The 11963-nt window shown below is 64.7% G+C and carries 12 protein-coding genes and 1 tRNA gene; 2 read left to right on the top strand and 11 right to left on the bottom strand.

What is annotated here, in order from left to right:
* The 6 genes from VFJ08_RS14815 to VFJ08_RS14790 form a co-directional block, all read right to left on the bottom strand.
* Positions 1-1831, bottom strand: a 1831-nt coding sequence (locus VFJ08_RS14815; protein WP_324997999.1) for a DEAD/DEAH box helicase, incomplete at its 3' end; no start/stop codon positions are given.
* On the bottom strand, positions 1831-3972 hold the full coding sequence (locus VFJ08_RS14810) for a DNA methyltransferase (protein ID WP_324997998.1): 2142 nt from the start codon (positions 3970-3972) through the stop codon (positions 1831-1833). The genes VFJ08_RS14810 and VFJ08_RS14815, both read right to left, overlap by 1 nt.
* Positions 3973-4049: 77 nt before the next feature.
* Positions 4050-4451: a biopolymer transporter ExbD gene (locus tag VFJ08_RS14805; protein ID WP_349257029.1), complete on the bottom strand. Its 402-nt coding sequence runs from the start codon at positions 4449-4451 to the stop codon at positions 4050-4052.
* 51 nt (positions 4452-4502) lie between these two features.
* Positions 4503-5213: a MotA/TolQ/ExbB proton channel family protein gene (locus tag VFJ08_RS14800; RefSeq protein ID WP_349257028.1), complete on the bottom strand. Its 711-nt coding sequence runs from the start codon at positions 5211-5213 to the stop codon at positions 4503-4505.
* A 37-nt stretch (positions 5214-5250) separates the two neighbouring features.
* A complete protein-coding gene (locus VFJ08_RS14795; RefSeq protein ID WP_324997995.1) occupies positions 5251-5994 on the bottom strand; it encodes a TonB family protein in 744 nt (247 codons plus the stop codon).
* A gap of 240 nt (positions 5995-6234) precedes the next feature.
* Positions 6235-6311 (bottom strand) — tRNA-Pro (locus VFJ08_RS14790).
* Positions 6312-6453: 142 nt separating this feature from the next.
* Between VFJ08_RS14790 and folD the strand changes: the two genes are divergently transcribed.
* Complete coding sequence (gene folD / locus VFJ08_RS14785; protein ID WP_324997994.1) at positions 6454-7320, top strand: bifunctional methylenetetrahydrofolate dehydrogenase/methenyltetrahydrofolate cyclohydrolase FolD; 867 nt, start codon at positions 6454-6456, stop codon at positions 7318-7320.
* 31 nt (positions 7321-7351) lie between these two features.
* On the opposite strand, the gene cysS is transcribed toward folD, so the two are convergent.
* Positions 7352-8743: a cysteine--tRNA ligase gene (gene cysS, locus VFJ08_RS14780; protein WP_324997993.1), complete on the bottom strand. Its 1392-nt coding sequence runs from the start codon at positions 8741-8743 to the stop codon at positions 7352-7354.
* An 89-nt stretch (positions 8744-8832) separates the two neighbouring features.
* Between cysS and VFJ08_RS14775 the strand changes: the two genes are divergently transcribed.
* Complete coding sequence (locus VFJ08_RS14775; RefSeq protein ID WP_324997992.1) at positions 8833-9672, top strand: ankyrin repeat domain-containing protein; 840 nt, start codon at positions 8833-8835, stop codon at positions 9670-9672.
* On the opposite strand, the gene thiL is transcribed toward VFJ08_RS14775, so the two are convergent.
* The 4 genes from thiL to VFJ08_RS14755 all read right to left on the bottom strand — a co-directional run.
* Positions 9654-10619 (bottom strand): thiamine-phosphate kinase, encoded by a 966-nt coding sequence (thiL, locus tag VFJ08_RS14770; RefSeq protein ID WP_324997991.1) that lies wholly within the window; start codon positions 10617-10619, stop codon positions 9654-9656. The genes VFJ08_RS14775 and thiL overlap by 19 nt on opposite strands.
* Before the next feature lie 26 nt (positions 10620-10645).
* On the bottom strand, positions 10646-11176 hold the full coding sequence (gene nusB / locus VFJ08_RS14765; protein WP_324997990.1) for a transcription antitermination factor NusB: 531 nt from the start codon (positions 11174-11176) through the stop codon (positions 10646-10648).
* 7 nt (positions 11177-11183) lie between these two features.
* Positions 11184-11663: a 6,7-dimethyl-8-ribityllumazine synthase gene (gene ribH / locus VFJ08_RS14760; protein WP_324997989.1), complete on the bottom strand. Its 480-nt coding sequence runs from the start codon at positions 11661-11663 to the stop codon at positions 11184-11186.
* A 57-nt stretch (positions 11664-11720) separates the two neighbouring features.
* A partial coding sequence (locus VFJ08_RS14755) for a riboflavin synthase (RefSeq protein ID WP_414707090.1) occupies positions 11721-11963 on the bottom strand: 243 nt, incomplete at its 5' end.

Here is an 11963-nt window from a genome sequence, read left to right as displayed (position 1 = left end):
CCTCGTCGTCGGCGATGCGCTCCGCGTAGCGCTTGGCCAGTTCCGGCGTCAACCGGCGGCCGGCGGCCTTGTAGTCGGCCTCGATAGCGCGGTCGTCGGCGACCTCGGCGAAACTGCCGGCCTCGATCACCTCGCCGCCGTGCACGCCTACCAGCAGCGTCGCGCCGTCCATCTGCTGCACGTCGTCTTTCGCCGCCGCGAGTTTGTCGGGATAGCGGGCAGAAAAGCCGGCCAGTACCTTGCACAATTCGTCATAGGCTTGCTTGATCGCGTTCTCGCGCAGACCGTCGCGAGACAACGCATAGGCCAGCGCCGTGTAGCGAGAAATAGGCCGGGCCGCCTTGCGCGGCAGGGTTTGCGAGGGCAGTGCCTCGAACGCATCCCAGACCGCGTCGGCAATCGCGGGGTTCGCCGCCATATCCACGGGCGCGACCAGCACTCGCCGACCCGCGCCGCCGCCGGAGCCGTCATCGTCCCGGCTTCGATCGCCCGTCATGGCCTGGGCAACGCGGGTCGCGGTATCCCGCTTGAACATCGGCAACACGCATTCCACGGCGTTCAGCACATCGTTGCCGGGGATGCGTCGCGCCAGCGGCGTGCGCACCATGCGCCCGATCAACTGCGTGATATGCGTTTCATCGGTTGCCGGCCGGAAGGAGACAAACACCTCCGCCCGGGGGCAATCCCAGCCGGTGGATATGGCTTCCTTGGCAAACAACACGCGGATATGCGGCCGGTGCTGCACCACCTCCGGATCGACCTTGCGGATCGTAAAGCCCGCCGGTTCCAGCGCCCCGTCCTGCCCGAATACGTGCGCCATCGCATCCGATGCCAGCTCCGGCCATTCATCCCGTATGGCTTCGATATAAGACTGCATCAGCGCATCCGACGGAATATTGGGCGCCTGCACGACCATCAGCGGGATAACAGCGTCATCCGCGACGCCCTCGCGCTCGGCGTATTCCTGCCATAGTCGGGTAGCGTCCTTGAGCTTGCGGGTGGCGCGCGTTAGCAGCGTGGTGCTGAAATTGCCGGCTTCGGTGGGAAAATCGAGACGAATATCGTCTTTCAGCAGCCCGGATTCCTGGACCCGCGCGGGATCGACCACAACGGCCGGGCGGATGTTGCGCCCCTGCTGGCGTTCCATCGCCTGGTTGAAACGTTCCACCGTGGCGGAAATACCCAGCACGACAGGCACCGCCGGCGTACCGTTGTGGCCGTTGATCAACTTCTGCACCGTCGTTCCCCGCTCGCGGTCCGGCTTCATGCCGCGGTGCGCCTCGTCCAGAATCAAGTACAGGGTCAGGTTTTCATCCTCGATCGTGTTGCGCAGGATCTCCCACATCGTGAAGGCGCGGTCATCGGGCGGCGGCATATGCGCCAATGGGTATTGCGGGTCGTCTGCATCCACCGGCGGCGCACCCCGCACCAGCCGCGAATTTTTCGACAACTTCTGCGAATTCAGGAAATACACCTTGCCCGGCGCCAGCTTTTCCTGGCTGAAGGTGTTTTCGATAATCTCGAGCCGGGCGCTGCCGATGCGATCCGAGGCCGCCATCAGCCGGAACCGGGTCTGCTGGTTCAGCGGCGGGCTGTCCGTAAACCACAGCACCACCGCGCCGGGATCAGGCGCAAAATCGTTGTCCACGTTGCCGGCGAACAACGCCTCGATAACGGCTGCGGCCATCACTGTCTTGCCCGCGCCCGTGGTCGCCGTCAGCGAAAAAGCCGAGGTATCGCGGTCCTGCCGCCAGTCGCGCGCGGATTTGCGCAGGTTGGCAAGCACATCGGCGACGGCGTCTTCCTGATAATCCTTGAGCGTATAACGCATCAGTCGCGGCCTGTATTGAGCGTGCCCACATTGATCTTGAAGTTGGTGAGATACGACTCGTACAGCCGCACCGCCTCGATCCGCTCCGGCAGATCGCCGCAGACGCTCTGAAAGCCGCGGTCGTCGTCGGTGACGATAAACGCCAGGTTCACGTTTTCGGCCCCAGCCAGCGCGGCCAGAAAATCCTCGGCGGCGTCCAGATCGAACAGCACGGCGTAGGTGTCCGCCACGGCGTAGTCGTCGACGGCCCGCTCGATGCGCCGCCCTCGCGCCCCGGCCCGCAGCCACAGCAACGGCGCAATCGCCGGAAAGGATTTGTGGTGCGCGACCGGCCGCGGCGCCTCGTAGGTCAGGGTAAAGAACTCCACGTTTTCCTCGAAGCCCTCGGCCATCGGGAACTCGTCGGTGAACTTGTAATCGCCCTTGATTGGTTCGCCCTCCGGCGTCTTGCCGGTAATCGCGGCCTCGATGCGCGGCTTGGTGATGTAGTCGCAGATGCCCAGCGTCTCCCACTCGGCATCGCCGGGCCGCAGGCCCTGTGCCCGCAGCCTCTTCTGCTCGTCGGCCGAGACCTCGTTGTTGGTCACGCTGATGCACTGACGCCGGCCGCCGTCTTGTTTGTTCAAGCGCATGACAGCGTGGGCGGTGGTGCCTGAACCGGTGAAGAAATCTACAACCGCGGCATTAGGTTTTTCAGTGAGAAAAAAATGCAGGGTATCCTCGACCGCGTACAAAGACTTCGGGAACGGAAATTTCCTATCCGGAAGTAGCTCCCTCAAAAGTGTAGTTCCGTAAGCTCCCGCGTCATGACTACGTTCACGCCATGTGGTGGTAGGGCGTGCGGATTTTCCCTCGGGGAGGAGCACTATCCACGAGCCATCTTCGCGCCGGTCAGATTTAACGAGTTTGCCCGATTCAATTTTCTTTATCTTCGGCGCCGTCAAATACGAAAAAATATAAGGTTGAAGTTCTGTTTTGCCTTTGCTTACTCGAACAAATCCTGCATCGAGAGCTCGCTGTAGGCTTGGTGCCGTCAATCCCCAGTTCATCTCGACCTCTCCATCTTCTCGGATGGGGAACACAGCCACACATCCGTCTACCTCCGGCACGGCTCGACGGTCTACATCAGGTGGCAACGGATCACCGATTTCTCGAATTTTGTGCGAGGAATGATCTACGTAGATAGGAAAGAATTGAGCTGTTCCACCCTTTGTGGTTCCGCGCCGAGACTCGATATCAGTACGGCGCAGATATCGCCATCGGACCTCGACCATTTTCTCTCCGGACGTGACCTCGGGCACTCCAGCCTCGCCCAAAAAAACAAAAAAGGCATACTCATCAGTCCGTGAGAAATAGGTCGTGCGCGCTGTGCCTTTCGGATTGATTACTGAACTAATCATCTGAATTATAGAATCCGGAAAGGTTTGCTGAAGCAGTAGGCCCAGCCGCAGATACTCCTTCTCATCAATCGTCACGATGAGCACCGAGTTCTCGGGGTTCAGCAACCGCCGCGCCAGCTTCAACCGCCGCTCCATGAACGCCAGCCACTTGCTGTGCCGGTAGGCGTCCTCGCCGTCCACGTAGTCGTTGTTGTATTTCCAGTCCTTGGCGCCGGTGTTGTAGGGCGGGTCGATATAGATGGCGTCCACCTGGCCCTCGTGGGTATAGAGCAGCGCCTGCAGGGCGTGGAAGTTCTCGGCGTTGATGACGCTGTGATACGGCTTGTCGCCGCCGCGCTCCACCTTGCCGGTGGACGTCAGCCCCGGATAGATCGGGTCGCGGAATTCAGCGACAACGACCAGATCATCCGCCGCGCGGCGGGCGGTTTCGGCATCCGTGCCGGACTGGCCCTTGCGAATCAGTTCGGTGACGCGCCCGCCCGCCTCGCGCCGGATCGCTTTCACCCGCCACAAGCCGCGCTCCACGCTGGCGGCGGGCTCGCCGCGCTCGGGCACGAACCGCACCTTGTCGCCCCGGCGCACCGGGCGGCCGGGCAGTTCCACGGTTTCCGGCACATGCCGCTCGAAGTTCAGCCCAAAGGCGCGGCGCGATTCCAGCGCTTTGACCTCACGGCGCAGATCCGCCGCGAGCTGCGCGTCTTTTTGTTCTACCTGCCGCAGCAGATCGCTTAAAGTCGACAAGTCGCCCCCCAAGTTTGAATATATGTAATCAAATAGCGCGCCGGGAAACGCGTTTGGATGTCCGTGCCACTCGGCGACTAGGGCCTGGACAACACCGCGATCTTCTGGATGCCGGACGACTGCAGGGCGGCCATCACTTTGCCGACCCGGCCGTAGGGTACGCTCTTGTCGGCCTGAAGCTGGGCGGTTTTTCCCGGCGTCTCCTGATGGATCCGAGTCAGCCGTTTCTTGAGTTCATCGAGCGAGACCTGCTCCTTGCCCAGAAAATAACGGCCGTCCTGGTCAACGCTCAGCACGATTGGCTGCTTCGCGTCCGGCGGCGCCACGCTATCGGTCTTCGGCAGGTTGACGTGCACCGATGTGGTGACCGCCGACGCTGTGACGATGAACATCACGAGCAGCACGAGCATCACGTCGACCAACGGCGTGACGTTCATTTCACAGAGGACTTCGTTGTCCTCTCCTCCACCATTTGACATTGCCATGACGGTTACTCCGTGGGCTGAAACATGGAAGCCGGATACGCCGGCTCACACCGTGACGTGGGTCTTCTGGCCGACCGTCGCGCTATCGTCCAAATCGCTCGAACGCGCCAGTTGGGCGTCTTCGGGCTGAAAACCGCTCTGCTGACACAGGGCATAGAAATCGTGCGCGAAGTCGTTCATTCGGTGCACCCCGGCTTTCATGCGGCGAACCAGAAAATTGTAGATAAGCACCGCGGGCACGGCCACGGCGATGCCCAGCCCGGTGGCGATCAGCGCATGACCGACCGGCCCGGCCACGGTCTGCAGGTCGGTTGAACCGGTGTTCCCGATACTGACCAGCGCGCCCATGATGCCCCACACCGTGCCGAACAGGCCGATGAACGGCGCCGTGCTGCCAAAACTGGCAAGCACGGCGAGGCCGCCCTCCAGCGACCGCCGCTCGCGCTCGATCTGCTGGCGCAGGGTGCGCTCGAGGCGTTCGCCACGATCGATTTGATGCGCCAGATTCCGGTTGCCCGGCGCGATGTCGCGGCCGGTCACGACCGCAAAACCGGCCCTGGCGATATCGGCCATTGGCCCAATCGCGCCATCGGTGATCGATTCGCCCTGTTCGAGGCTGTCGGCCGCCCAGAAATGCTTCTGAAAGCGCCGGTCCTGAGTCCGTGCGCGGCCGAACTGAACGAGTTTGATGACCAGTAGCGCCCAGGTGATGACCGATAGGGCAATCAAGCACCACAGAACGGCCGGTACCACGATCGGCGTGAGATTGCTGCTTAGCATAGTACGTCTGTCTCTAGTCCGGCAGATTGAATGAAATGGTTTGCAGGGCGTATCCACGAATCGGTTTGTCGCCGCGCTTGGCCGGCACGAAATGCCATTTTTCCACCGTTTCCACCGCGGCGTTGTCGAGATCGCTGTAGCCACTCGAATCGACGACCGTGACCCGGCCGGCCGTGCCGTCGGGCTCGACCAGAATCTTGAGCGTCACGTCGCCCTCTTCGTGCCGGCGCAGCGCGCGCGGCGGGTAATGCGGCGGCGGGTTGCCGAGGCTTTTCAATCCCGACACCGCCGGCGTGATCTTGTTCGCGCGCGGATTCGAGTTCGCGCGGTTTTGCGATGACGACCGGGGCTCGGGCTTCGGTTCAGGCTTCGGCTCGGATTGAGGCTCAGGCTTGGGTTTAGGTTCGGTTTGAGGTTCAGGCTTGGATTTCGGCTCAGGCGCCGGTTTAGGCTCGGGTTCCGGCTTCGGCTCAGGCTTCGGCTTCGGCTCGGGCTTTGATTCAGGCTTCGGCTTCTTCTTCGGCGGCATCACCGCATGCCTGTCGATCGTCGGAACCTTTTCCTGCGGCTGCGGGCTGGTGAACGTCACCTGCACCGGCGGCGGGCTCTGCTGCGTCTTCAGCGGCTCCGGGTACTTGATCGACGAATGCTGATAAAGCCACCACACACCGAAATGCGCCAGCACGGACAGCACGACGATGCCCGCGATTTCAACCCGGGTCGGCAATCGCCTCCTGCCGGGCTTGTTCGGCTTCATGCTGCGCTTCTCGGACCCGTCCGTCATTACGTGGTCGTCGTCTCTCGATCGGTTACTGCGACACCGAATGAAACGGCGCGCGGTCGCCTGAGATAAAACACGCCGGCGGCGATGAGGTTTCGGACAAGCCGAAAACGATGTTCGATCCGCGATGAGGACATGGAAACCGCGGCGCGCATACGTGCCAGGAAGGCGCCATGGCAGGTCGGCGCTGCGCCGCTGTGCGACGCATTCTAAACATGGTCGGGGCAGCAGGATTCGAACCTACGACCTTCTGCTCCCAAAGCAGACGCGCTACCAGGCTGCGCTATGCCCCGATTGTTGCGGCGCCCAGTCTAAACTCTCGGCGCGTTCCGCACCATGCCTGTTTGCCGAACGCGGCGCGGCCGGCCGCTCAATTGTCGGGGTGCTGCGGCCGTGCGAAAATCCGCCGTCCTCGTCGCTTTCTCGCATTCGCCTATGCCGGCCCGATTGATCGATGGCAAACAGATGGCTTCGGCCTACCGCGCCGATGTCGGCCGAGCCGTGGCGGCTCGCCTGGAAGCCGGTCGACGCGCGCCCGGCCTGGCGGTGATCCAGGTCGGCGAGGACCCGGCGTCGCAGGTTTATGTGGGCAAGAAGATCAAGGCCTGCGAAAAAGCGGGCCTGGTGTCGCGCGCGGTGTATCCGAGTTCGGACATCGACGAGGCCGAACTGCTGGGCCTGATCGACGACTTCAATGCCGACGACACCATCGACGGCATTCTCGTTCAACTGCCCCTGCCCGCGCATATAAACGCCAGCGCGGTGATCGAGCGCATCCGGCCGGACAAGGACGTGGACGGCTTCCATCCGTACAACGTCGGCCGGCTCGCCCAGCGCGTGCCGCTGCTGAGGGCCTGCACCCCGCTCGGCATCATCCGCATGCTCGAATCCATCCACGAGCCGTTTCATGGCCGCCAGGCCGTGGTCGTGGGGGCATCGAACATCGTGGGCCGGCCGATGGCAATGGAGTTTCTGCTCAAGGGCGCGACCACGACCGTATGCCATCGGTTCACGCGCGATCTCGCCGCCGAGGTCGGCCAGGCCGAGATTCTCGTCGTGGGCGTGGGCAAGCCCGGGCTGGTCCGGGGCGCGTGGATTCGCGAAGGCGCCACGGTGATCGATGTCGGCATGAATCGGCTCGATTCGGGCCGGTTGGTCGGCGATGTGGAATTCGAAACCGCGGCCGAGCGCGCGGCCTGGATCACGCCGGTGCCCGGCGGGGTCGGGCCGATGACGGTCGCCATGCTGATCAGCAACACGCTGCGCGCCGCCGAAATGCGCGAGGCCGCCGCGGCCCGTTAATCGGATCGACGCCGTTGTCGACGGCAGCGCGTCATCCGCGCCGCCACTTGGTGCCTTCCGGCGAGTCCTCCAGCACGATACCGGCGGCGGTCAGATCGTCGCGTATCCGGTCGGCGGCGGCGAAATCGCGCGCCGCCCGTGCGTCCCGACGCTGTTCCAGCATCGATTCGACCGTCGCGGCATCCAGCGCCTGCCCGCCGCCGGCCTGTAGATAGACATCGGCATCCTGGCCGAGCAAGCCGATCATCGCCCCGTATTCACGCATGCCCGCCGCAAGGTGGGCGCACCGATCGCGATCGCCCTCCTGGCCCGCACGGTTGGCCTCGCGCGCCATATCGAACAGCACGGCGAGCGCGGCCGGCGTGTTCAGATCGTCGTCCATGGCTTGGATGAAGCGGGCGCGGTATGCCCGGTTGGGCGCGGCGGCCGCATCGCCGTCGTCCGGGGCATCGCGCAATGTGGTGTACAAACGCGCGAGGGCGGCGGCCGCGCCGTCCATCGCCTCGGCGTTGTAGGCCAGCGGGCTTCGGTAGTGCGTGGCCAATACGAAGTAGCGGATCGACTCGGCGTCGTATTGTTTCAGCACATCGCGCAGCGTGAGGAAATTGCCGAGCGATTTCGACATCTTCTCGTCGTCGACGGTGACGAACCCGTTATGCATCCATAGACCGACATAGTGCTTGCCGGTGGCCGCCTCGCTCTGGGCGATCTCGTTCTCGTGATGCGGAAACTGTAGGTCCAGCCCCCCACCGTGGATATCGAAGGAGTCGCCCAGGCAGTGCGTGGACATGGCCGAGCACTCGATGTGCCAGCCCGGCCGGCCCGGCCCCCACGGCGAATCCCACGCGGGCTCGTTCGGCTTGGCCATCTTCCACAGCACGAAGTCCAGCGGGTCGTCCTTGGCTTGGTTGACTGCGATGCGCGCGCCCGAGCGCAGTTCTTCCGGGCGCCGGCCCGACAGCGCGCCGTAGCTCGCGAACGTGGAGACGTCGTAATAAACGTCGCCGTCGGCCCCGACATACGCCGCGCCCCGTTCGAGCAAACGCTCGATCATGGCGATGATCTGGTCGAGGTGCGCGGTCGCCTTCGGCTCGACATCCGGCGCAACCAGGCCCAGCGCGGCCTCGTCTTCGCGCATGGCCGCCGTGAAGCGTTCGGCGATCGCTTGCGGGGTCGTGCCGCTTTCGGCCGCGCGGCGGATGATCTTGTCGTCGATATCGGTAATATTACGAACGTAGCGCACCTGCCAATCTTGTGCCCGGAGATAGCGCACGAACATGTCGAAGACGACCAGAAAACGCGCATGCCCAAGATGGCAATAGTCGTAGACCGTGATACCGCAGACATACAGCCGGACCCGGCCGGGCTCGAGGGTTTTCAGCGGCTCGCGCTGACGCGTCAGGCTGTTGAACAGTTGCAGCATGGGGCGTGCGATTGGAATGCGGTCGGCGCACAGTCTACCGCGTCGCCCGCAGCGCGTAATCGTGTCGCGCCGGCCTGCCGATCATCGCGATGAAATGGATTATCGGCGTGTTGGGCGCGCTCGTGCTGGCCGGACTGTCCGCGCTCGCCGCCGACCCGAAGATGGATGCTTACTGTCTGCTGCAGTCGGCCCACGACCACCTCCGTCATACCCACGCCGGCCGGCGCTGCATCCACTACGCCGCCACGCGCAGCGACACCGCGGCGATCGATGCCAGCGTGCAAGCCGGCGTGCCGGTGGACGCAGCGACGGCCGACAGCGCCACCGCGCTGGCGCTGGCCGCCGGCCACGGCCGGTTGGCGGCGGTGAAGTATTTGCTCGCCCACGGCGCGCGGATCGGCGGCAGCGGCGACAGTGAGACGCCGCTTTATCGTGCGGCCGCGCATGGACATCCCGCAGTGGTGCGCGCCCTGATCGCGGCCGATGCGAACGTTGACGCACGCAACGCACACGGGCGTACCGCGCTATGGATCAACGCCGCGCGCTCGCCCACCGAGAACACCGAAATCGCGCATAGCCTGGTCAACGCCGGCGCGACGATCGATGCCGCCGATGCCGCGGGCGATACGCCGCTGATGGCCGCAGCCCGCGCCGGCAATGCGGATCTCGTCGGCTATTTCATGGCACACGGCGCCGATGCCGGCCATCGCAACCGTGCCGGCGGCACCGCGCTGCTCGCCGCGATCCGCCATGATCACGCTGAATCGGTGCGCCAGTTGCTGGCGCGCGGCGCCGACCCGGCCGCGCCGGTGCACGGTGTTACCCCGCTCGAGGCCGCGCGGTCGCGCGGCAGCGGCAATATCGTACGGCTGCTGCAAGCCAATCTCGGCCGGGCATGGCCGGCCGCCGATCAACGCCCGTCGAAGTGATCCCAGCCGGCGTGCCGGAACAGCGCCGAGTCCAGCGGATTTTGGTTTGAGTCGACGAGACGGAGCCCCGGCTCGCGATCGATACGACCGATGACCGTGAGCGGGCAGTCGAGTGCACCGCGTGCGGCCGCCAAATCGGCCGGGTCCACGCTCAGGCATAGCTCGTAATCGTCGCCGCCGGTGGCCTGTAACCGACGACGCAGAGCGGGATCCGGGGCATAGCGGGCCAGCGCGGGCGAACACGGTAGTGCGTCGACATCGATCGTGGCGCCGGCGGCGCTGGCCGCGAGTATATGCCCCAGATCGCTCAGCAAGCCGTCCGAAATATCGACCGCGGCGCGCGCGATTCCGCGAACACGCGCGCCGGGGCGCCAGCTCGGACGCGTCAGGCGCGCGATGAGCATCGCTTCGTCGCCCCCGGCCGGTCGTCGCGTGTCCCAGCAGGCCAGGCCCGCGGCCGCGTCACCCAGCGTGCCGGTGACCGCCACCAGATCGCCGACCCGGGCGCCGTCGCGCCGCAGCGCCGCGCCCCGGGGCACCAGGCCGAGCGCGGTGATCGAGATCGTGAGCGTATCGTTCTTCGTGGTATCGCCGCCCACGATATCCACGGCGCGCTCGCCGATCGCGGCGAGCGCGCCGTCGATGAACGCATCGCACCACGGGCCGGACAACGCGGGCGCGCCAAGGGAGATCGTCAGCCAGGCGGGATCGGCGCCCATCGCACCGAGATCGCTGAGATTGACGGCCACGCTCTTGAAGCCGACGTCGAAGGCCGGCGTGTCGCCGGGGAAATGGCGCCGGGCGATCAGGGTATCGGTGGTGACGACCAGTTCATGCTCCGGCGGCGGCGCGAGAATCGCCGCGTCGTCGCCGATGCCGAGCCGCGTATCGGGCCGCGCCGCGACCAGACGCCGCCGCAATGCATCGATCAATTCGAACTCGCGCATCGGCGTGGTTCTGGATTAGGGCGTGTTCAGCGCCGGCTTCGCCGCGCCTCGTCCGGGCGCAGGTCCCGCGCGGTGGCATCGAGCACACCGTTAACGAACCGATGCCCATCGGTGGCGCCGAAGATCTTGGCCAGGTTGGTCGCCTCGTTGATCACCGCGGCGAACGGAATTTCCAGGCACTCGCGCAGTTCGAAACTCGCCAGCAGCAAAATGGCGTATTCGACCGGATCGAGCTGCACGGCCGGGCGGCTGAGATGCGCATCGAACGCTTTTTCCAGGCCCGAAACATCGTGCACCACGCCGCGCAACACCATCTCGAAATAATCGCGATCGAGGCCGGACAACCGGCCGGCCTGCGCGAACTGAACGATCAAGGCGCCGATTTCGGTGCCGGACATCCGCCACTGATAGATCGCCTGCACCGCGGCCATGCGCGCACGAATGCGCCGGCCGCCGGGCATTTTCGGCGGCAGTTCCGGCAGTTGGTCGTCGTCGTGATGGGGCTCGTTACCGGCGCCGCCGGCGGCCTCGCCCAGCGACTGATCGCGAATCGGCATGTTGGCGTTACTCGTCGTCGACGTCGATCTGGCGCAGCACGTTGATCATTTCGATCACCGCGCTCGCGGCTTCCGCGCCCTTGTTGTGGTCCTCGTCCGGCTGGGCGCGCACATCCGCCTGCTCGGCGCTGTCGGCCGTAATCACGCCGAAACCGACCGGCAGGCTGTATTCGAGTGCGGCGGCGGACAGACCCTTTGCGCATTCGCCGGCGACGTAGTCGAAATGCGGCGTATCGCCGCGGATCACCGCGCCGACGGCGACGATGCCGTCATAATCGCCGGACTCGGCCAACCGGTCGATGGCCAGCGGCAGCTCGAACGCGCCGGGCACCTTGACCACCGTCACATCGTCATCATCCACGCCGCAGTCGGTGAGCACATCGAGCGCACCATCGACCAGACGCTCGACGATATCGTCGTTCCAGCGGGTCGCCACGATGGCGATTTTGAGGTTCTCGCCGTCGAATTCTCCTTGGATGGTCTGCATGCTCGCTACTCTTCCGTTGGCCGCCCGGCATTATCGCACGAGCGCGGGTGCGCCGGCCTATTCGTGGCCGGCGATGCGCGCCAGATAACGGGCGATGATATCGATTTCGATATTCACGCGATCGCCGATGCGCGTGCTGCCGAGCGACGTATGGTTCATCGTGTGCGGAATGATGTTCACGCCGAAACGCCGCCCGGCGACTTCGTTGACGGTGAGGCTGATGCCGTCGACCGCGACCGAGCCCTTGGGCGCGATGTAGTGGGCGATCGCGCGGGGGACGGAGAAGGTCAAGCGCCAGGA

The sequence above is a fragment of the Salinisphaera sp. genome (assembly GCF_035690525.1).
In the GTDB taxonomy this organism is placed as follows: domain Bacteria; phylum Pseudomonadota; class Gammaproteobacteria; order Nevskiales; family Salinisphaeraceae; genus Salinisphaera.
This window is presented reverse-complemented; position numbering and strand designations above follow the sequence as displayed.

What these genes read in the sequence shown, in the direction of transcription:
- VFJ08_RS14775 (WP_324997992.1), top strand. Translation starts at nt 8,833, where the DNA reads ATGAAATGGATTATCGGCGTGTTGGGCGCGCTCGTGCTGGCCGGACTG.
- ribH (WP_324997989.1), bottom strand. Translation starts at nt 11,663, where the DNA reads ATGCAGACCATCCAAGGAGAATTCGACGGCGAGAACCTCAAAATCGCC.
- VFJ08_RS14805 (WP_349257029.1), bottom strand. Translation starts at nt 4,451, where the DNA reads ATGTCAAATGGTGGAGGAGAGGACAACGAAGTCCTCTGTGAAATGAAC.
- nusB (WP_324997990.1), bottom strand. Translation starts at nt 11,176, where the DNA reads ATGCCGATTCGCGATCAGTCGCTGGGCGAGGCCGCCGGCGGCGCCGGT.
- folD (WP_324997994.1), top strand. Translation starts at nt 6,454, where the DNA reads ATGCCGGCCCGATTGATCGATGGCAAACAGATGGCTTCGGCCTACCGC.
- cysS (WP_324997993.1), bottom strand. Translation starts at nt 8,743, where the DNA reads ATGCTGCAACTGTTCAACAGCCTGACGCGTCAGCGCGAGCCGCTGAAA.
- VFJ08_RS14795 (WP_324997995.1), bottom strand. Translation starts at nt 5,994, where the DNA reads ATGAAGCCGAACAAGCCCGGCAGGAGGCGATTGCCGACCCGGGTTGAA.
- thiL (WP_324997991.1), bottom strand. Translation starts at nt 10,619, where the DNA reads ATGCGCGAGTTCGAATTGATCGATGCATTGCGGCGGCGTCTGGTCGCG.